This is a genomic window from Kitasatospora sp. NPDC004531 (assembly GCF_053602195.1).
Map to the genome: position 1 here is coordinate 1 of NZ_JBSGDD010000024.1, position 19,660 is coordinate 19,660.

Consider the following 19,660-nt stretch of genomic DNA (forward strand, 5'->3'; position numbering starts at 1 on the left):
CCACCACACCCCCAACGGTCCGGATCAACGGGCAACACCGCACATCCAACCGCGCGCAGCACCAACCCGGCGAACCATCCCGGTCAAAGCACTAGAAGTGGTCGCTGTCGTCCCAGCCGTACCAGCCGTCGCCCAGCGAGTGGTAGTACCGGGCGGCGGGCGGGGTGGTGCCGGGCGGGAAGTACACGTAGCCGTGGTCACCGAACAGGCCGCCGCCGCCGATGGCGAACTTCACACCGCCGTCGGCGAGTTCGGTCTCGGTGAGCAGGTAGCCCGCGACCCAGTCCGGGTCGGCCGTGCCGGTGGCCAGGGCGTGTTCGGCCCAGTCGGTCAGGGCCGGGCGGGCCAGCGCGAAACGGGCCTCGGCGGGGTCGGTCCGGGTGGCCGTCAGCACGGTGACGGCGACCAGCAGCGGGGCGACCGCCCAGCGCCAACGGCCGGCGGGGTTGGCGCCGTTCCGGGCGACCGGCCACTGGTGCCACAGCAGCCAGGCGAACGGCAGGCCGACCAGCGTGAATCCGCCGACACCGAGGAGGGCGTAGTCCTCGCCGGGGACGCTGAGACCCAGCACGACGGCGGCGCAGCCCAGTGCGAGGCCGAGCAGTGCGCTGGTGCCGGGGCGGTGCGGCCAGGTGAACGGCTTGGTGATCGTCGCGCCGACCACCAGCGCACCGACCAGCAGGAACGGGAGCGCCACCGGCAGGAGCACGACCGCCATCGGCGGGACCATGACGATCACCGACCCGATCATGCCGCCGATGGCACCGGCCACGGCCACCCCGCTGTGCAGCGCGCTGTCGGGCCTCATCGCCAGGACGGCCATCAGGGCGGCCAGCAGCAGTGGGCCCCGGTAGCCGGGCAAGGTGAGGCGGCGCAGCGCCACGGTGCGGTCGGTGATCATGGCGGCATGTCTACCGCAGATCCGTGCCGCCCCTCAACTCCCCTGGCGGGGGCGGGAGTCAGCCGTGGTTCACCGCGTAGAACGCGATCGCGGCGGCGGCGCCCACGTTGAGCGAGTCGATGCCGTGGGCCATCGGGATGCGCACCCGCTGGTCGGCGGCAGCGAGTGCCTTCGGGGTCAGTCCGTCGCCCTCGGCGCCCAGCATCAGGGCCGCCCTGGGCAGCAGGTGGGACTTGGCGACGGTGAAGTCCTCGGCGCCGGACGGGGTGAGGGCGAGGAGTTCGAAGCCGGCCGCGCGGACGGCGGCGAGCGAGTCCGGCCACGGGTCGAGGCGGGCGTACGGGACGGAGAACACGGCGCCCATGGACGTCTTCACGGCGCGGCGGTAGAGCGGGTCGGCGCAGTCCGGGGAGAGCAGCACGGCGTCCATGCCGAGCGCGGCCGCCGAGCGGAAGATCGCGCCGAGGTTGGTGTGGTCGACCAGGCCCTCCAGCACGGCGACGCGGCGGGCGCCGTCGAGGACGTCGGCGGCGGTCGGGAGGGGCTTGCGCTCCATCGAGGCGAGGGCGCCGCGGTGGACGTGGTAGCCGGTGACGCGCTCGGCGAGGGCGGGCTCGACGAGGTGGACGGGGGCGTCGGTGTCGGCGATCACGTCGGACATCACGCCGAGCCACTTGGCGGTGAGCAGCATCGAGCGCATGCGGAAGCCTGCGGCGAGGGCTCGGCGGATGACCTTCTCGCCCTCCGCGATGAACAGGCCCTCGGCCGGTTCGCGCCGACGGCGGAGTTCGACGTCGGTGAGGTCGGTGTAGTCGCTCAGGCGGGGGTCGGTGGCGTCGGTGACGGGGGTGGGGGCGGACATTTGACGATTTTCGCACGTGGGAGGAGTCGTGGGGGCGGGCCTCCCGGCGGAGGCCCGAAACCGGCGTTCAGCCGAGGATGTTGACCACGTCGCCGATGACGATGACCGCCGGGGGCTTGATGCCTTCGGTGCGGACGGTTTCGCCGATGGTGGCGAGGGTGGCGTCGATGCGGCGCTGGGCGGAGGTGGTGCCCTCCTGGACGACGGCCACGGGGGTGTCGGCGGGGCGGCCGTGCTTGAGCAGTTCGGCGGCGATGGCGGCGATCTTGTCGACGGCCATCAGCAGGACCAGGGTGCCGGTCATGCCGGCGACGGCCTGCCAGTTGGTGAGGGAGCGGTCGCCGGGGCCGACGTGGCCGGAGATGACGGTGAACTCGTGGGTGAGGCCGCGGTGCGTGACGGGGATGCCGGCGGCGGCGGGGACGCTGATCGAGGAGGAGATGCCGGGGACGACGGTGACGGGGACGCCGGCCTCCAGGCAGGCGAGCAGTTCCTCGCCGCCGCGGCCGAAGACGTAGGGGTCGCCGCCCTTGAGGCGGACGACGAACTTGCCGGCCTTGGCGTGGTCGATCAGGGTCTGGTTGATCGCCTCCTGGGCCATGTAGCGGCCGTAGGGGATCTTCGAGGCGTCGATCACCTCGACGTGCGGCGGGAGTTCGGCGAGCAGCTCGCGCGGAGCGAGCCGGTCGGCGACGACCACGTCGGCGTCGGCGAGCAGGCGGCGGCCGCGGACGGTGATCAGGTCGGGGTCGCCGGGCCCGCCGCCGACCAGGGCGACGCCCGCGCCGCGGGCGCGGTACTGGCGGGCGGCGAGGGAGCCGTCGCGCAGGCCCGCGACGATGGAGTCGCGCAGGGCGGCGGAGTGCCGGGGGTCGCCGGTGAGGACGGCGACGGTCGCGCCGGCGTCGTGGCCGGAGGCGGGCGTCCAGGCGGTCGCGGCGGAGGCGTCGTCGCTGCGCGAGCAGAACACCCGGCGGCGTTCGGCCTCGGCGGAGACGGCGGTGTTGACGTCGGGGTCGTCGGTGGCCACCAGGACGTACCAGGTGTCGGCCAAGTCGCCGTCCTCGTACGGGCGTTGGTGCCAGGTGAGTTCGCCGGCGTCGGCCATCGCGGAGACGGCGGGGGTGGTGGCCGGGGATATCAGGTGCAGGTCGGCGCCGGCGGCGATCAGCGCGGGCAGGCGGCGCTGGGCGACCTGGCCGCCGCCGATCACGACGACGCGGCGGCCGGCCAGCAGCAGCCCGACGGGGTACGGGGTGAGGCCCTGGGTGGACGGGTGCGGGTGCGGCGCGGTCATCGGCGGGAGCTCCTGGGTTGGGCAGCGGTGCGGGAGCCCCGTACCGGGCGCGCCCTCTGGCCGGGTACGGGCCGGCGGTGGCCGCCACCGCTCGGTGGAGCGGGGGCGGCCGGTGCCGGAGGGTGGGTCAGGCCTTCTCGGTGACTCCGGCGGAGTCGAAGGTGGCTACATCGTGCATCGCCCGGGCGGCGCTCTGCACCAGCGGCAGGGCGAGCAGGGCGCCGGTGCCCTCGCCGAGGCGAAGGTCCAGGTCGATCAGCGGGCGCAGGCCGAGGCGGGCGAGCGCGGTCTGGTGGCCGGGCTCGGCGGAGCGGTGGCCGGCGATGCAGGCGGCCAGCACCTCCGGCGCGATGGCCTTGGCGACCAGCGCGGCCGAACCGGCGATCACGCCGTCCAGGATCACCGGGACGCGGAGCGAGGCCGCGCCGAGCAGGAAGCCCGCGATGGCCGCGTGCTCCAGGCCGCCGACGGCCGCGAGCACGCCGATCGGGTCGGCCGGGTCCGGCTTGTGCAGCTCCAGCGCCTGGCGGATCACCTCGACCTTGCGGGTGTGGGTGGCGTCGTCGATGCCGGTGCCGCGGCCGGTCACCTCGGCCGGGTCGGTCTCGGTGAACACCGAGATCAGCGCGGCGGAGGCGGTGGTGTTGGCGATGCCCATGTCGCCCGTGATCAGGATCTTGTTGCCGGCCGCGACCAGGTCGCGGGCGGTCTCGATGCCGACCTCGATGGCGCGCACCGCCTCGTCCCGGCTCATCGCCGGTCCCTGCGTCATGTCGTCGGTGCCCGGCTTGACCTTGCGCGGCAGCAGGCCGGTGGTGCGGCCCTGCTGGATGGCGTCCGGGAGTTCCGAGGCGACGCCGACGTCGACCACGCAGACCTCGGTGCCGACCTGCGCGGCGAAGGCGTTGACGACCGCTCCCCCGGCCAGGAAGTTCCCGACCATCTGCGCGGTGACCTCCTGCGGCCACGGCGTCACGCCCTGGGCGTGCACCCCGTGGTCGCCGGCGAAGATCGCCACGCAGCCCGGCTCCGGGATCGGCGGCGGGCAGGTGCGGGCCAGGCCGGACAGCTGCGCCGCGATGATCTCCAGCACGCCGAGCGACCCGGCGGGCTTGGTCATCCGCTTCTGCCGGTCCCAGGCCTCGCCGAGCGCCTTGGCGTCCAGCGGTCGGATGCCCCGCAGCGTGTCGGACAGCAGGTCGTGCGGCTCCTCGCCGGGCAGCGCGCGGTTGCCGTACTGCTCCTCGTGCACCACCCAGGACAGCGGGCGCTTCTTCGCCCAGCCCTGCTGCGCCAGCTCCGGCTCGTCCGGGAACGCGTCCACGAAGCCGACGCACAGGTAGGCGACGACCTCCAGGTGGTCGGGCAGGCCGAGCTCGCGGACCAGCTCCTCCTCGTCGAAGAAGCTCACCCAGCCGACGCCCAGCCCCTCGGCGCGGGCCGCCAGCCACAGGTTCTCCACCGCCAGGGCCGCCGAGTACGGGGCCATCTGCGGCTGGGTGTGCCGGCCCAGGGTGTGCCGGCCGCCGCGGGTGCGGTCGGCGGTCACCACGATGTTGACCGGGGTTTCGAGGATCGCCTCGATCTTGATTTCCTTGAACTGCTTCGCCCGGCCCTTGGGCAGCGAGTCCGCGTACGCCTCGCGCTGGCGCTCCGCCAACTCGTGCATCTTGCGGCGGGTCTTCGCGGACCGGATCACCACGAAGTCCCACGGCTGCGAGTAGCCGACGCTGGGCGCGGTGTGCGCCGCCTCCAGCACCCGGATCAGCACCTCGTGCGGGATCGGGTCCGGGCGGAAGCCGTTGCGGACGTCGCGGCGCTCGCGGATCACCTGGTGCACGGCCTCGCGGCCCGCGTCGTCGAAGCCGGGGGCGGCCGGGCCGCGGTCCTCTTCGGCGACGGTCGGTTCGGGGGTCGCCTCGGTGGGCTCGGCCGCTTCGGCGGCGGGCTGCTCGGCGGCGGGCTGCTCGGCGGCGGGTTCCGCGGTCTCGGGGGCGGCCTCGGCCTCGGGGGTCTCCGGGGTCTCGGCGGGCTGCTCCGGCGCGGGGGCCTCGGCGGCGGGCTCCGGGGCGGTCTCCGGCTCGACGGCGGCGGGCTGCTCGGCGGCGGGTTCGGCCTCGGGGGCTGCCTCGGGCCCGGCGGCGGGCTCCGGGGTTTCGACCGCCTCGGCGGGGGTCGGCTCGGCGGCCGGTTCCGGGGTCTCGGCGACGGGGGCGGCCGGGGTCTCGGCCGGGGCCTCCTGGACGGGCTCGGCGGTCTCCGCCTCCTGGGCGGGCGCGGCCGCGTCGGTCGCGTCGGTCGCGTCGGCGGGAGCGGTGGGTTCGGCGGTGGGCTCCGGGGCGGCTGTCGGCACGGTGGGCGGCAGCACCGGGAGACCGGCGGGCTCGGCGAGGAACGCGGAGATGCGGCGGTGCGCACCCCGGCCGGCGGGCTTGGCGGCCTCGTCGGCGGCCGGCTCGGGCTCGGCGACGGCCTCGGCGGCCGGCTCGACAGCGGCCTCGGCGACGGGCGCGGCAGGCGCGGTGGGCTCGACGACGGGCTCGGCCTCGGCGGGCTGTTCCGGGGTCTGCTCGGCGGCCGGGGCCTCCGGCTGCTCGGCCGGCGCGGCGTCCGCGGTGGGGGCCTCGGGCTGCGGCTCCGACGGTGCGTCGACCGCCTCGGCGGCGGGTTCGGTGGGCGCGGCCGCGACCGGCTCGGCCTCGACGGCGGCCTCGGGCTCGGTGGCGGGCTCGGGCTCGGCAGCGACCTCGGCGGGCGTCTCCGCCGCCGGGGCGTCCGCAACCGGGGCCTCGGCGGCCGGTGCCTCCGCCACGGGCTCGGCGGCGACCGGCTCGGCGGCGACGGCGGGCGTCTCCACGGCCGCGGCCTCGGCGGCGGGCGCGGAAACGTTGGCGGGTGCGGCGGTCTCGACCGGCTCCACGAAGACCGGCGTCAGGCTCGCGGCGGGCGCGGGCACGACGACGGCCTCGGGCTGGGGCGGGACCTCGACGGCGACGGGCGCCACCGCGATCGGCTCCGCGGCGGGCACCGGCTCGACGGCGGCGGGCGCCTCCTCGACCGGAGCGACCGGGGCGGCCGGAGCAGCCTCGGCAACCGGAGCAGCCTCGGCGACCGGCGCGGCCTGCTCGGCGGGCGCGGCCGCGGCCGCCTCCGCGACGACGGCGGCAGCGGCGGCCTCCACCACGTGCGGCTGCACGGGCGCGGGCACCGTCACGGCCTGCACGGGGATCGGGGCGGGCCCGGCCTGGGCGGGGACCGGCACCGGCTGGGTCTGGGTGGCCTGCGGCTGCTGCACCGTTTCGGCGGCGACCGCCGGCACCCCGAACGCGGGCGTGCCGCCGGGGGTCGACGGGCCCCGGTCCGCCAGCGAGCGGACCGGAACGTGGCCGGTCATCAGCGACGGGTCCGGGATCGGCGGCCCGGCGTGCAGCGGGCGGCGCTGCTGCGGAGCGGTCGGCTGCGCGGCCGCGGCAGGCTGCGGCGCGGCGGCGGCCTCAGCGGCCTGCTCCGCCGCGTCGGCGGTGAGCACCGGCGGGGCGAGCGGCGGCCAGGACGGCGCGACGGGGGTGCCCGGCGGCTCCTCGGCGGCCTGCCCCGTCGCGTCGGCGGCCTCGACGGTGCCGTGCACGGCGTCGCCCCAGGCGGTCTGCGGGGCGGGCATCAGCAGCTCGTCGTCGTCCTCGTCGCCGTCGGGCTGGTCGAGGAAGGTGTACGCGGGCCGCTGTTCGCCGTGCCATCCGGGGGTGGCGGGCGGAAGGGGCGCGCCGAGGTGGTGCTCCGGGACGGGTCCGCCGGGCCCGGTTTCGGGCGCGAGGGGACCGGCGTGGGGGGCGTGGCCGCCGTCGGTCATGTCAATGCTCCTTCCAGGCCGCTTGCGCGTCCTCGGCGGGTGTCCCGGAGGGTCCCGCCCACTTCGCCGGGGCGGAGCCGCACCGACCCGTCCCTTACTTCATCGGTCGTCACCCGCAGGGGTGGCGTGCCATCAGAAACAACGACAGCCCCGGGCAACCGGCACGACGGCACGGCCGCTTTCGGACCCTCGCGGCATTCTTCCGGGCTGGTGCGCACCGCGTCGAATGCCCGCGAAGTGGGCCGTTCGGGTTGCAGCGCGTCAAATCGGTGGCAAACGTGCCGAATCGGACACATTGCTGCCTTGACGGGATGCCCCCGGGGAAAACCCTACCGGGCACGGCCGAACCGTTCTCGAAACCCTGTCCGGATGCGACGGGGATCACCGTACCGTCGGGGTCTGACGGTCAGTCGTGTGCGGTGCGGGTGCGGCCGGGCGCGGAGGGGTGGTGCTCAGTCCTGGGGTTCGGCCCAGATCAGCAGGGTGTAGTCGCCCCTGCCGAAGGACGGTCCGCCGCCGCCCGCCGGTTCGGCGCGCAGCGGGGCGGACTGCAGCAGCAGGCCGTCGGTGCGGTAGCCGGCGGCGTCGAGGATCTGCCGGGTCTCGGCGGCTTCGGCGAGGCTGCGGGCGACGGCGACGACACGTTCGGGTCTGCGGGCGACGACGGCGCGGACCATGGCGGGGCCGCCGTGTTCGACGGCGACGGCGTCGGGTTCGGGGAGGGCGCCGAGGACGTCCTCCCCGGTGCCGGTGGCGGTCTCGATCTCGACGCCGGCCTTGCGGGCGTTGGCGGTGATCCGGGCCGCGTCGGCGGGTTCGGCCTCGACGGCGACCACGGCGGCGCCGAACCGGGCGGCTTCGACGGCGAGCGCGCCGTCGCCGGCGCCGACGGTCCACAGCAGGTCGCCGGGGGTGGGCGCGAGGCGGGCGAGTGCCAGCGCGCGGACGTGCGGGGGTAGTGCGCGGGGGCGCCTGGTGTCGGCGTCCGCTCCGGCGTACGCCCGGTTGGGGAGCGCCCAGCCGCGGTGCGGCCCGGGGTGGTCGAGGGGTTTGCCGGCCAGCCAGCCGGCGGCGGCCTCGGTGGGCGGGACGTTGCCGATGACCAGGACCACGGAGGGGTCGCGCCAGTCGTGGTCGGGGACGCGTTCGGAGGTGAGGACGGTGACGTCCTCCTCGGGGGTGCCGAGGGCTTCGCAGACCACGAAGGTGCGGGGCACGCCGCGCAGCATCAGGGCGAGTTCGCTGGGGCCGGCGCCGGCGGTGGTGAGGACGGCGACCTTGGGGTGGGCGCGGCAGATGTTGGCGGCGCGGCGCAGCCGTCCGCCGTGCGCGGAGACCACCTGGGCGTCCTCCCAGGGCATGCCGGCCCGGGCGAAGGCGGCGGCGACCGAGGAGACGGCGGGCAGCACTTCGAGTTCGAGGCCGTACTCGGGGCGGCGCAGGGTGCGCACGACGCCGAAGAAGCCGGGGTCGCCCTCGGCGACGACGACGGCGGTGCCGCGGTGGTCGGCGAGGCGGCGGGCGGCGGCCCGCAGGTCGGCGAGGCCGATGCGTTCGGCGCGTTCGGGTACGGGGAGTGCGGCGAGCTGGTAACCCGCTCCGGCGACCAGGGTGGCTGCGGCGAGTGCGCCGGCGGCTGCCTGGGTCAGTGGTGTGCCGTCCCACCCGATGACCGTGATCCGGTCAGCCATCTGCGGCTGTTCTCCCTACGCCGTGTTCCGCCCCTGGTGGGAGCTGCCGATCGCGTGGGTCGGCGTTCCCTGGGCAGAGGCTACCGTCTGGCGGGGGTGGTGCGGAGCAGTGGCACGCGCCCGGGGCGCGTGCGGGGCGCGGGGCGGGGTGCCGGGGGGCGCGCGGTTCAGTGGCGCAGCGCGTGGTGCCGGTCGGCGGGGTGGGCGGGTTCGGGCGGGTCGAGGTCCTCGGGGAGCAGGCTCCACACGATCAGGTCGGTGTGCTCCTCGGGCCCGGGGCCCCATTCCCCGCCGCGGACTATCGCGGCGTTGCGCAGGACGCCTTCGCTGATCGCGCCGGTCTTCTGGGCGACCTGCTGGGCGGCGGTGTTGCCGGCGGCGGTGCGCAGTTCGAGGCGTTGGAAGCCGCGGTCCTCGAACAGCCACTGGGCGGTGCCGAGGACGGCTTCGGGGGCGTAGCCCTCGCCGCGGGCCCAGGGGGCGGTGACGTAGCGGACCTCGGTGGCGCGCAGGTGCCAGTCGGTGCGGTCGAGTTCGAGGAGTCCGACCAGGCGCTGGGTGAGGTGTTCGGTGACGGCGAAAACGATTCCGCGCCCCTGGGTGCGGCGTTCCGGGGCCTGGCGGCCGATCAGGTCGCGGGCGTCGGCGGGGGTGTAGGGGCGGGGGTGCTGGGTCCAGGTCTGGACGAGTTCGTCGGAGAGCATGGCGGTCAGGCCGGGGGCGTCCCGCTCCTCAAGGGCGCGCAGCAGCAGCCGGTCGGTGCTGATGGCCGTCTCGGGGAAGTTCGCAACCATGCCGTCTCTCCTCGCCGGGTCGTGGACACACCGTACGCCCCGCCCTTGCCGGGCGTGTCAGCGTACCTGTTCCGCACCTCACGGCTCGTCAGCACGGTGCCCCCGGCGGGGAGGCCGGGGGCACCGTGAGGGCTGGGCGGGGATCAGAACGCGGGGATGACGGCGCCCTGGAAGTTGTCGCCGATGTACTTCTTCACCGCGTCGGAGTGCAGCAGCTCGACGAGCTTCTTGACCCGCGGGTCGCTCTCGTGGCCCTTCTTGACGGCCAGGATGTTGGCGTACGGGTTGCCCTGGGCCTTCTCCAGCACCAGCGCGTCGGTGGCCGGCTTGAGGTTGGCGCCGAGCGCGTAGTTGCCGTTGATGACGGAGGCGTCGACGTCGTCGAGCGAGCGCGGCAGCTGGGCGGCCTCCAGCTCCTTGAACTTCAGGTGCTTGGGGTTGGAGGCGATGTCGTCGGCGGTGGCGGTGGTCCCGGCGCCGTCCTTCAGCGTGATGATGTTGTTGTCGGCCAGCAGCTTGAGGGCGCGGCCCTCGTTGGTGGCGTCGCTGGGGACGGAGATCTGGGCGCCGTCCTTGAGGTCGGCGAGGTTCTTGACCTTCTTGGAGTAGACGCCGAGGGGCTCCAGGTGGACGGTGCCGACGGAGACCAGGTCGGTGCCGTTCTTCTTGTTGAAGTCGTCCAGGTAGGGCTGGTGCTGGAAGAAGTTCGCGTCCGCGGATCCGTCCTGGACCGTGGTGTTGGGGGTCACGTAGTCGCTGACCTCCTTGACGTCCAGCTTGAGGCCGGCCTGGGACGCCAGGTTGTCCTGCACGAACTTGAGGATCTGCGCGTGCGGGGTGGAGCTGGCGGCGATCACCAGGGGCTTGTTCGGGTCGGCCGAGGCGCCGGAGTCGGAGCTGCCGCCGCTGGAGGAGCAGGCGGTGAGGCCGATGACGAGGCCGGCGGCGGTGGTGGCCAGGACGGTGGTCTTCAGAACGTTACGCACGAAAAGTGCCTTTCTGCGGATTTTTGCGAACAGCCCTGTCGGGCGGGGCCGCTCCGGTGGGGAGCGGTGGTTCAGTGCGAGGACGCGAGGTCCTCGTCGGTCTCCTCGGCGCGCGGCTTCGCGTTCGCGGAGCGGAAGAAGCTCAGCGGGCTGCGGTAGTTGCCGCGGTGGGAGAGTCGGCGGGCGATCAGGTCGCCGAGCAGTTGCAGCGCGGTGACGATCAGCACGATCTCGGCGACGATGACCCACATGAAGGCGGTCTCGAAGCGCTGGTAGCCGTAGCGGATGGCGAGGTCGCCGAGTCCGCCGCCGCCGACCACGCCGGCCATGGCGGAGTAGCCGATGAGCGCGATCAGCGTGGTGGTGAAGGCGGAGACGAGCGAGGGCAGGCTCTCCGGCAGCAGGGTCTTGCGGACGATGGTGCCGGTGCCGGCGCCCATCGCCTTGAGCGCCTCGACCAGTCCGCCGTCCACCTCGCGCACCGAGGTCTCCACCAGGCGGGCGAAGAACGGGATGGCGCCGATGGCGAGCGGGACGGTGGCGGCCTGCCAGCCGAGCGAGGTGCCGCCGGCGACCACCTTGGTGAACGGGATGACCGCGACGATCAGGATCACGAACGGGATGGACCGCCCGATGTTGACGACCGTGCCGAGCACCCGGCTGACGGCCAGGTTCTGCAGCAGGCCGCCCTTGTCGGTGAGCACCAGCAGCAGCCCGATCGGCAGGCCGACCACCAGGGTGGCGAGGCCGGCCAGGCCGACCATGCTCAGGGTCTCCCAGGTGGCGGGCCACATCAGTTCCTGCATCCGCTGCCAGGTCATGCCGCCGCTCCGTTCGACAGGTCGAGGACGTCCACCTGGAGTCCCTGTTGGCGCAGGTAGCCGATCGGCACCACGTTGTCGGTGTGGCTGCCGGGCAGGGCGACCCGCATCCGGCCGACCAGGCGGCCGGCGATGGTCTCCACGGCGGCGCCGAGGATGTTGATGTCGATCTGGTAGGTGCGGGCCAGCTGGGAGACGAACGGCTGGGCGGGCGCGTCGCCCTGGAAGGTGATCTCCAGGACGGTGCGGTCGGCCCGGTCGGCGCCGAAGTCGCCCAGCGGGAAGAGGTCGCGGGCGATCCGCGAGTGGCCGTCGGCGAGCAGGTCGGTGAGCTGTCCGCTCTCGACGACCCTGCCGCCGCGCATCAGCGCCGCCGAGTCGCAGACCGACTTGATGACGTCCATCTCGTGGGTGATCAGCAGCACGGTGAGGCCGAGCTGCTGGTTGAGGTCGCGCAGCAGCTTGAGGATGGAGCGGGTGGTCTCCGGGTCGAGGGCGCTGGTGGCCTCGTCGGAGAGCAGCACCTTGGGGTCGCCGGCCAGCGCGCGGGCGATGCCGACGCGCTGCTTCTGGCCGCCGGAGAGCTGCGAGGGGTAGCTGCGGGCCTTGTCGCCGAGGCCGACCAGGTCGAGCAGTTCGGCGGCCTTGCGGCGGCGGTCGTGCCGGTCCAGGCCGATGATCTCCAGCGGGAGTTCGACGTTCTGCTGGACGGTGCGCGAGGACAGCAGGTTGAAGTGCTGGAAGACCATGCCGATCCGCCGCCGGGCCTCGCGCAGCTCGCGTCCGGCGCGCTGCTCGCTGCCGGCCAGCGCGGTCAGCTCGACGCCGTCCACGGTGACGGTGCCGGAGGTGGGTCGCTCCAGCAGGTTGACGCACCGGATCAGGGTGGACTTGCCGGCGCCGCTGGTGCCGACGACCCCGAAGACCTCGCCCTCCCGCACGTGCAGGTCGACGTCGTCCAGCGCCCGGACGTCGCGTCCCCGGGAGCGGTAGACCTTGGTCAGGCCCTTGGTGGTGATCACAGCTGCTTCCGTTGTCTCGTCGGCGGATGGTCAGCGGCGGACGGATCTTGAGGCGTCCGCGCCAAGGATGGAGAGCGGCACCTGGTGCCGCGGGGAAGTCCGGTGGGCTGTCGTCCTGTCGATCATGGCTGCCGGACGGCGGGGCCGCGCGTGGGCGGACCCCAACGGGTCGGGCGGACGGACGTCAGCGGGCGCGCTGGGCGAAGGCTCTCAGCGACAACACATTCGACGGCACATGCGGCGCTCACCTGCCGGCGTCGCGCCGGTGGGGATGCATGTCGTCGTCGTGGTCATGGAACCCAGTAAATCAGACATTTGGTGAACGTCCCAACTCCCAGGACGTCCTGTCCGACATACGGACACGACCCTTGCGGGACAAGGCCGCGGCGCCCGCCCCGAAGTCCGGGACGGGCGCCGCAGAGGGTCGCTCGGGCCTGCTTCGGGCCCGACGGGGCCCGGGTCAGGCAGCCAGCGAGGCTTCGCCGGGCTTGGCCAGGGTGACGATGGACAGCCGGCGGGAGACCTCGCGCACCTCGGTCTCGCGGTAGCCCAGCCGACGGTACAGCCGCAGGCTGTTGCTGCGGTGGCCGGTGAACAGTTCGAAGCCGCCGCTGGCGCCGTCCTCGACGAGCTGCTCCTCCAGCGCGGTCAGCAGGCGGCGGCCCAGGCCGTGCCGCTGCATCCGCGGGTGCACCACCAGGCGGCCGATCTGTCCGACGCCGTTCTCGTCCACCCAGCCGCGCGCCGTGCCGACCACTTCCTCGCCCAGCCGGGCCACCAGCACGCGGTGGTCGGCGAGTTCGGCCCGCAGGCTCTCCAGGCTCTGGGTCAGCGGCTCCAGGCTCCAGTCGCTGTACAGCTCCGCCTCGCTCTGGTAGCCGAGGTACTGGAGCTTGAGGATCTGCTCCGCTTCGTCCGGTCGTGCCGCTGCGATGATCACACTCATGCCCATGTGCGGGGGCCTCCATCGTCAATCGCCCGGCGCGCACGAGTGAGGGTCTGGCACCGGCCTTGTCCGAGGTGTGCCCGGACGGGGATCGGCCCGGTCCGGGAAAAGCGCGACGCGTCCCACCGGACGGTGGTCCGAGACGCCGGGACTGACGCGCTCACGCTCAGTATCCGGGCGGTCGGGCGACCGTCAAGAGAGACGTTCGCCAGCGCTCTACCCAGCCGACCACTGTTCTCAACCTCCCGGACGCCCGACGTGGCGAGCGTCACGCCCACCCCGCCCACCGCCCGTTCGTTCACCCGCTCGGGCGAATGTTCTGGTTCACCCGGAACAGGTTGCCCGGGTCGTAGCGATCCTTCAACGCCACCAGCCGCTCGTACTTCGCCAGCCCGTACGCCTCCACCACCCGGCCCTGGCCCTCCAGGCCCATCAGGTTCACGTACGCCCCGCCCGAGGAGAACGGCCGCAGCGCCTCCCAGCACTGCCGCACCCACGCCACCTGCGGCTCCGCCGGGCCAGCCGTCCACCGGCCCACCGCGCTCAGCAGGTACGGGGCCTGCCGGTGGGTGTACGCGCTGTCCTCCGCGCCCACCCGGGCCACCGCGCCGCCCAGGAACGCCAGTTGGGCGTACGCGTCGGGCGACGGCAGGGCGGCCACCTGCTCGGCCAGGCAGTCGAGCGCCGCGGCGTCCAGCACCGACAGGAACTCCGAGCGGCCGAACACGCCCGCGCCCGGGCCGCGCCCGGTGTCCAGCATCTGCTGCCACAGCGTGTACGGGCGGGTCTGCACGGTGTCCGCGACCACCCCCGGCAGCGCGCGCAGCGGGGCCACCACCTCCCGGCCGCGGTCCGCCCGGCCCGCCCAGCACAGGCCGATCCGCACCGCAGGGCCCTCCGGCAGCTCCAGCGCCCCGCGCGGCCGGCCGAACTCGCAGGCCACCGTCAGCCCGTCCGGGGCCTGCGCCATGAAGTCCCGCACCGCCGCCACCGTCGCCGCCAGCCGCTCCCCCGGCAGGTACAGCGCCCCGCACAGCACGTGCGGGCCGACCCGGTGCAGGCGGTACGTGAACGAGGTCACCACGCCGAAGTTTCCGCCGCCGCCGCGCAGGCCCGCGAACAGCTCGGGGTGCGAGGCCGCGCTCGCCGTCAGCAGCCGGCCCTCGGCGGTCACCACGTCCGCCTCCACCAGGTTGTCGCAGGTCAGCCCGTACGCCCGGGACAGCCAGCCGATGCCGCCGCCCAGCGTGGTCCCCGCGATGCCCGCCGCCGAGTACGGCGAGCCCGGCGTGGCCAGGCCGAACGCCTGCGTCTCGTGGTCGAAGCCGCCCCAGGTCACCCCCGGCTGGGCGCGCGCGATCCGGCGCTCCGGATCCACCCGCACCCCCGTCAGCCCGGACAGGTCGACCAGCAGCACGCCCTCGCCCGTCCCCAGGCCCGCCAGGCTGTGGCCCGCCCCGCGCACCGCCACCGGCAGGCCGTGCTCGCGCGCCACCGCGACGGCCTGGAGCACGTCCGCGACGCCGGTGCACCGGGCGATCACCTCGGGCCGCCGGTCCACGGCCGCGTTCCACACTTCGCGCGCCCGGTCGTACCCGGCGTCCCCGGGCACCACGATCTCGCCCCGGAACCCCTCGGCCAGCGCCACGGCTGCGTCGGACATGGATCCAGCCTAGGCCGGGCCCGCGCCGCCCGCTCCGGCGCGGCCCGGCCGATCCGCCGGGTGACGCAGATCACCGGCGGATCCGGGCGTTCGCGACCGCCGCCGGCGGGCACGCGGCATGCTGGGGCCCGATGATTCGCGCGATCCTCCACGGGAACCCCGGCCTGCTGCCCGCGTTCCTGGTCACCGCCCTGCTGCTCGGAACGCCGGTGTTCTTCCTGGCGAAGGCCCGCAGACGGTCGGCGGTGCTCGGCGGGGTGTCGGCGGCCGGGATGCTGGCGGCGACGCTGTACCCGACCGGCGGGGCGCGCTCGGCCTCGCAAGTGTGCCTGTACAGCCGGGACTTCACGGCGGCGTTCACCACCCAGCAGGGGCTGATGAACGTCGCGATGTTCGTTCCGGTGGCGTTCTTCGCCGCGCACGCGACGCGGCGGCCCGCGCTGGTGCTCGCGGCGGGCGTCGGGTGGTCGGCCGTCACCGAGACCGTGCAGTCGCTGGCGCCGGGGATCGGCCGGGCCTGCGACTCCGGCGACTTCGTGGCCAACTCCGCCGGCGCGCTGCTGGGCGTGGCGCTGGCTGTGGCGCTGCGCCGGGCGTGGCCGTCGCGGCGGGACTGGTCGGTGGGCGCGGTGGCGCTGCTGGCACTGCTGGCGCCGGCCGCGGTGGTGCAGCGGGCGGCGGTGACGCCGACCTGGAGCGACGCCGCGCTGTCCCCGGCCCGCGACCCGGACCAGCTCGAACTCGCCCGCCGGAACGCCGAGTTGCTGTACGGGCCGGGCACGGCGGTGGTCAATGTGAAGCACTCGGCGGCGATGGGCGAGACGCCGGAGGAGCTCGTGGTCACCACGCCTGCCGGCATTTTCCGGCTGGAGTGGCCGTCGGGCCGGCTCGTCCACGGGTCGCTGATCCCGTTCGCCCCCGCGACCGGCGGCACCGACGAGGAGGCCCGGGCGGCGGCGGACGCGTTCGCCGCGACGTGGTTCCCCGGCGTCGCGGACGGCGCGCGCGTGCAGGTCCACCGGGCGAACGAGGCGACCGCCCGCCGGACGGTGCAGTACCGGCGCTACCGCGCCGACGGGCTGCTGCTGCCGGTCCGGCTGGACATCGACGTGGACCCGGGCGGCCGGGTCGCCCAGGTCGACTCGCGCATCGTCGCCGACCCCGAGCTGCCCGCGGTGACCGTCACCGAGGAGGCGGCGATCGCGGCGGTGACGTCCAAGCACCCCGGGCCGGTCAAGGGCGCGCTCCTGCTGGCGCTGAAGACGGACGGCCGCTGGCGGGCGTGCTGGTCGGTCACCCTTGTGGTCGACCCCGACCCCGCCGTGCCCGGACGGCCGTTCGTCGTCGACGCGGTCACCGGCGAGGAGCTCGCCGCCAACGCGGGCAACTAAAGAGAAAGGGGGCCGGACGAAACCGTCCGGCCCCCGCTGTCGTGCGGCCTCAGCCGATCCAGGCCTGCTGGGCGGCGAGGTCCTGCTTGATCTCGTCGAGCTGGACGGCGACCGCCGAGGGCGCGGTGCCGCCGCGGCCGTTGCGGGAGGCGATGGCGCCGTGGACGGACAGCACGCTGCGGACGTCCGGCGTCAGGTGGGAGGAGATCGCGGCGAACTGCCCGTCGGTCAGGTCGGAGAGCTCGATGCCCTCGGCCTCGCAGACCTTGACGCAGGCGCCGGCCACCTCGTGGGCGACCCGGAACGGGACGCCCTGCTTGACCAGCCACTCGGCGATGTCGGTGGCGAGCGAGAAGCCGGCGGGGGCGAGCTCTTCGAGCCGCTCGCGGTGCACGGTGAGGGTGGCGATCATGCCGGTGAAGGCGGGCAGCAGGACTTCCAGGGTGTCGCAGGAGTCGAAGACCGGCTCCTTGTCCTCCTGGAGGTCGCGGTTGTAGGCCAGCGGCAGCGCCTTGAGGGTGGCGAGCAGGCCGGTCAGGTTGCCGATCAGGCGGCCGGACTTGCCGCGGGCGAGTTCCGCGATGTCGGGGTTCTTCTTCTGCGGCATGATCGACGACCCGGTGGAGAAGGCGTCGTGCAGCGTGATGAAGCCGAACTCCTTGGTGTTCCAGAGGATGATCTCCTCCGCGATCCGCGAGAGGTTGATGCCGATCATCGCGGTGACGAAGGCGAACTCGGCGACGAAGTCGCGGGAGGCGGTGCCGTCGATGGAGTTGCCCACCGAGCCGCGCTCGAAGCCGAGTTCGGCGGCGACGGCCTCCGGGTCGAGGCCCAGCGAGGAGCCGGCCAGCGCACCGGAGCCGTACGGGGAGACGGCGGTGCGGGCGTCCCACTGGCGCAGCCGCTCGGCGTCCCGACCCAGCGACTGGACGTGGGCGAGCACGTGGTGGGCGAACAGCACCGGCTGGGCGTGCTGGAGGTGGGTGCGGCCGGGCATCGCGGTGTCCGGGTGGGCCTCGGCGAGGCCGACCAGGGCGTGCTGGAGGTCGAGGACCAGCGCGCTGATGGTCTTGGCGTGGTCGCGCAGGTACATCCGGAACAGGGTGGCGATCTGGTCGTTGCGCGAGCGGCCGGCCCGCAGCTTGCCGCCGAGGTCGGCGCCGAGGCGCTCCAGCAGGCCGCGCTCCAGGGCGGTGTGCACGTCCTCGTCGGCGACGGTGCCGACGAACGCGCCGGAGGCGACGTCGGCGAGCAGCTGGTCGAGGCCGGCCAGCATGGCGTCCAGCTCGGTGTCGCTGAGCAGGCCCGCCTTGTGCAGCACCCGGGCGTGGGCCTTGGAGCCGGCGATGTCGTAGGGGGCGAGCCGCCAGTCGAAGTGGACGGAGGCGGACAGCTTGGCGAGGGCCTCGGAGGGGCCGTCGGCGAAGCGCGCGCCCCAGAGGCGGACGTCTGCGGGCTGGGAGGCGGTCATCGCGTGGGCTCCTTCAAGTGCTGTGGCGGTGCCCCGGCCGCGCGGTGCGGCCGGGGCGGGTGGAACGGTGCTGGTGATCAGGCCAGGTCGCGGCGGGCGGCGATCTTCGAGGACATGCCGAAGATCTCGATGAAGCCCTTGGACATGGACTGGTCGAAGGTGTCGCCGGTGTCGTAGGTGGCGAGGTTGAAGTCGTACAGCGACTGGTCGGACTTGCGGCCGTTGACGACGGCGCGGCCGCCGTGCAGGACCATCCGGATCTCGCCGGAGACGGCCTGGTTGGCCTCGTTGACGAAGCCGTCCAGGGCGCGCTTGAGCGGGGAGAACCACAGGCCGTCGTAGACCAGTTCGGCCCAGCGCTGCTCGACCTGGCGCTTGTAGCGGGCGAGTTCGCGCTCGACGGTGACGTTCTCCAGGGCCTGGTGGGCGGTGATCAGGGCGATCGCGCCGGGGGCCTCGTAGATCTCGCGGGACTTGATGCCGACCAGGCGGTCCTCGACCATGTCGAGGCGGCCGATGCCCTGGGCGCCGGCCCGCTTGTTGAGCTCCTCGATGGCCTGCAGGACGGAGACCTTGCGGCCGTCGATGGCGACCGGGACGCCGGCGTCGAAGGTGATGACCACCTCGTCGGCCTCGCGCGGGGTGGCCGGGTTCTGGGTGTACTCGTAGACGTCCTCGATCGGGGCGTTCCAGATGTCTTCCAGGAAGCCGGTCTCGACGGCGCGGCCGAAGACGTTCTGGTCGATCGAGTACGGGTTCTTCTTGGTGGTGACGATCGGGAGGTTCTTGGCCTCGGCGAAGGCGATCGCCTTGTCGCGGGTCATCGCGTAGTCGCGGACCGGGGCGATGCACTTCAGGTTCGGGGCCAGCGACTGGATGCCGACCTCGAAGCGGACCTGGTCGTTGCCCTTGCCGGTGCAGCCATGGGCGACGGTGGTGGCGCCGTGCTTCTGCGCGGCGGCGACCAGGTGCTTGACGATCACCGGGCGGGACAGCGCGGAGACCAGCGGGTACTGGCCCTGGTACAGGGCGTTGGCCTTGAGGGCGGGCAGGCAGTACTCGTTCGCGAACTCGTCGCGGGCGTCGGCGACCTCGGCCTCGACGGCGCCGCAGTCGAGCGCGCGCTGGCGGATGACGTCGAGGTCCTCGCCGCCCTGGCCGACGTCGACCGCGACGGCGATGACCTCGGCGCCGGTCTCCTCGGCGATCCAGCCGATGGCGACGGACGTGTCCAGACCGCCCGAGTAGGCGAGTACGACGCGCTCAGTCACGGCTTTCTCCTTCAAGTACAGGTTTCATGCGGCGTTAGGCATAAGTATGCACGAGTGCGTATGCATTGCCAAACTGGGGGCGCATGCGGGGCTCGGAACGGGTGCGGGCGGGTACTGCGGGGGGCTACTGCGACTTGGCCTGGGCGAGCTGCATCAGGTGGTCGGCGAGCGCCTGGCCGCCGGCCGCGTCACGGCTGATCAGCAGCACGGTGTCGTCGCCGGCGATGGTGCCGATGATCTCGAACACCTCGGCGGTGTCGATCGCAGAGGCCAGGAACTGGGCGGCGCCGGGCGGGGTGCGCAGCACCACGAGGTTGCCGGAGGCGGTGGCGGAGACCATCAGCTCGCCCGCCAGCCGGGCCATCCGGGCCTCGCTGGCGGACTCGCCCATGGGGGCGCGCGGGGTGCGGTCGCCGCCCTCGGCCGGGACGGCGTAGATGAGCGCGCCGTCCCGGTTGCGGATCTTCACCGCTCCGAGTTCGTCCAGGTCCCGGGAGAGGGTGGCCTGGGTGACCACGAGTCCGTCGTCGGCGAGCAGCTTGGCCAGTTGGCTCTGGGAACGGACGGGCTGACGGGTCAGCAGGTCCACGATGCGGCGGTGGCGCGCGGTGCGGGTCTGCGGGACCTGCGGCGTGGGTGCTGCCGTGGTCGACTCGGGGCGGGGTTCGGTCATAACTGATGATTCTCCTGAAAG

General features: G+C 74.0%; 15 protein-coding genes. 1 reads left to right on the forward strand and 14 read right to left on the reverse strand.

The window, feature by feature from the left end; translation table 11 throughout:
• Positions 1-91 precede the first annotated feature (91 nt).
• The 11 genes from ACWEMJ_RS12925 to ACWEMJ_RS12975 all read right to left on the reverse strand — a co-directional run bounded on the left by ACWEMJ_RS12925 (position 92) and on the right by ACWEMJ_RS12975 (position 14,833).
• Positions 92-901: a hypothetical protein gene (locus tag ACWEMJ_RS12925; protein WP_452137057.1), complete on the reverse strand. Its 810-nt coding sequence runs from the start codon at positions 899-901 to the stop codon at positions 92-94.
• A gap of 58 nt (positions 902-959) precedes the next feature.
• Entirely contained in the window at positions 960-1,763 is an 804-nt protein-coding gene (locus tag ACWEMJ_RS12930; RefSeq protein ID WP_452137058.1) for a TrmH family RNA methyltransferase, read from the reverse strand.
• Between the two features lie 67 nt (positions 1,764-1,830).
• Positions 1,831-3,060: a uroporphyrinogen-III C-methyltransferase gene (cobA, locus tag ACWEMJ_RS12935; protein WP_452137059.1), complete on the reverse strand. Its 1,230-nt coding sequence runs from the start codon at positions 3,058-3,060 to the stop codon at positions 1,831-1,833.
• A 127-nt stretch (positions 3,061-3,187) separates the two neighbouring features.
• Positions 3,188-6,910 carry a nicotinate-nucleotide--dimethylbenzimidazole phosphoribosyltransferase gene (gene cobT, locus ACWEMJ_RS12940; RefSeq protein ID WP_452137060.1) on the reverse strand — a complete coding sequence of 1,241 codons (3,723 nt, stop codon included), beginning with the start codon at positions 6,908-6,910 and terminating at the stop codon, positions 3,188-3,190.
• A gap of 452 nt (positions 6,911-7,362) precedes the next feature.
• Positions 7,363-8,601: a precorrin-6y C5,15-methyltransferase (decarboxylating) subunit CbiE gene (cbiE, locus tag ACWEMJ_RS12945; RefSeq protein WP_452137061.1), complete on the reverse strand. Its 1,239-nt coding sequence runs from the start codon at positions 8,599-8,601 to the stop codon at positions 7,363-7,365.
• A gap of 167 nt (positions 8,602-8,768) precedes the next feature.
• Positions 8,769-9,395 carry a GNAT family N-acetyltransferase gene (locus ACWEMJ_RS12950; RefSeq protein ID WP_452137062.1) on the reverse strand — a complete coding sequence of 209 codons (627 nt, stop codon included), beginning with the start codon at positions 9,393-9,395 and terminating at the stop codon, positions 8,769-8,771.
• A 143-nt stretch (positions 9,396-9,538) separates the two neighbouring features.
• Entirely contained in the window at positions 9,539-10,381 is an 843-nt protein-coding gene (locus ACWEMJ_RS12955) for a MetQ/NlpA family ABC transporter substrate-binding protein (protein ID WP_452137063.1), read from the reverse strand.
• A gap of 71 nt (positions 10,382-10,452) precedes the next feature.
• A complete protein-coding gene (locus ACWEMJ_RS12960; RefSeq protein WP_452137064.1) occupies positions 10,453-11,202 on the reverse strand; it encodes a methionine ABC transporter permease in 750 nt (249 codons plus the stop codon).
• Positions 11,199-12,224 (reverse strand): methionine ABC transporter ATP-binding protein, encoded by a 1,026-nt coding sequence (locus ACWEMJ_RS12965; RefSeq protein WP_452137065.1) that lies wholly within the window; start codon positions 12,222-12,224, stop codon positions 11,199-11,201. The genes ACWEMJ_RS12960 and ACWEMJ_RS12965 overlap by 4 nt, the downstream gene beginning before the upstream one ends.
• A 460-nt stretch (positions 12,225-12,684) precedes the next feature.
• The gene (locus ACWEMJ_RS12970; protein ID WP_452137066.1) at positions 12,685-13,176 is read right to left on the reverse strand and encodes a GNAT family N-acetyltransferase; all 492 of its coding nucleotides are present in this window, start codon (positions 13,174-13,176) and stop codon (positions 12,685-12,687) included.
• 292 nt (positions 13,177-13,468) lie between these two features.
• Positions 13,469-14,833 carry an FAD-binding oxidoreductase gene (locus ACWEMJ_RS12975; RefSeq protein ID WP_452137067.1) on the reverse strand — a complete coding sequence of 455 codons (1,365 nt, stop codon included), beginning with the start codon at positions 14,831-14,833 and terminating at the stop codon, positions 13,469-13,471.
• Between the two features lie 131 nt (positions 14,834-14,964).
• Between ACWEMJ_RS12975 and ACWEMJ_RS12980 the strand changes: the two genes are divergently transcribed.
• The gene (locus ACWEMJ_RS12980) at positions 14,965-16,224 is read left to right on the forward strand and encodes a VanZ family protein (RefSeq protein WP_452137068.1); all 1,260 of its coding nucleotides are present in this window, start codon (positions 14,965-14,967) and stop codon (positions 16,222-16,224) included.
• Between the two features lie 49 nt (positions 16,225-16,273).
• Here ACWEMJ_RS12980 and argH read toward each other — a convergent pair whose 3' ends face one another.
• The 3 genes from argH to ACWEMJ_RS12995 form a co-directional block, all read right to left on the reverse strand.
• Positions 16,274-17,695, reverse strand: a complete 1,422-nt coding sequence (gene argH / locus ACWEMJ_RS12985) for an argininosuccinate lyase (protein WP_452137069.1) — start codon at positions 17,693-17,695, stop codon at positions 16,274-16,276.
• Positions 17,696-17,772: 77 nt separating this feature from the next.
• Entirely contained in the window at positions 17,773-18,966 is a 1,194-nt protein-coding gene (locus ACWEMJ_RS12990) for an argininosuccinate synthase (protein ID WP_452137070.1), read from the reverse strand.
• A 124-nt stretch (positions 18,967-19,090) separates the two neighbouring features.
• Complete coding sequence (locus tag ACWEMJ_RS12995; protein ID WP_452137071.1) at positions 19,091-19,639, reverse strand: arginine repressor; 549 nt, start codon at positions 19,637-19,639, stop codon at positions 19,091-19,093.
• Positions 19,640-19,660: the final 21 nt, after the last annotated feature.

Coding starts and splice junctions, on each gene's coding strand:
- ACWEMJ_RS12925 (WP_452137057.1), bottom strand. CDS start 901: ATGATCACCGACCGCACCGTGGCGCTGCGCCGCCTCACCTTGCCCGGC.
- ACWEMJ_RS12930 (WP_452137058.1), bottom strand. CDS start 1,763: ATGTCCGCCCCCACCCCCGTCACCGACGCCACCGACCCCCGCCTGAGC.
- cobA (WP_452137059.1), bottom strand. CDS start 3,060: ATGACCGCGCCGCACCCGCACCCGTCCACCCAGGGCCTCACCCCGTAC.
- cobT (WP_452137060.1), bottom strand. CDS start 6,910: ATGACCGACGGCGGCCACGCCCCCCACGCCGGTCCCCTCGCGCCCGAA.
- cbiE (WP_452137061.1), bottom strand. CDS start 8,601: ATGGCTGACCGGATCACGGTCATCGGGTGGGACGGCACACCACTGACC.
- ACWEMJ_RS12950 (WP_452137062.1), bottom strand. CDS start 9,395: ATGGTTGCGAACTTCCCCGAGACGGCCATCAGCACCGACCGGCTGCTG.
- ACWEMJ_RS12960 (WP_452137064.1), bottom strand. CDS start 11,202: ATGACCTGGCAGCGGATGCAGGAACTGATGTGGCCCGCCACCTGGGAG.
- ACWEMJ_RS12970 (WP_452137066.1), bottom strand. CDS start 13,176: ATGGGCATGAGTGTGATCATCGCAGCGGCACGACCGGACGAAGCGGAG.
- ACWEMJ_RS12975 (WP_452137067.1), bottom strand. CDS start 14,833: ATGTCCGACGCAGCCGTGGCGCTGGCCGAGGGGTTCCGGGGCGAGATC.
- ACWEMJ_RS12980 (WP_452137068.1), top strand. CDS start 14,965: ATGATTCGCGCGATCCTCCACGGGAACCCCGGCCTGCTGCCCGCGTTC.
- argH (WP_452137069.1), bottom strand. CDS start 17,695: ATGACCGCCTCCCAGCCCGCAGACGTCCGCCTCTGGGGCGCGCGCTTC.
- ACWEMJ_RS12995 (WP_452137071.1), bottom strand. CDS start 19,639: ATGACCGAACCCCGCCCCGAGTCGACCACGGCAGCACCCACGCCGCAG.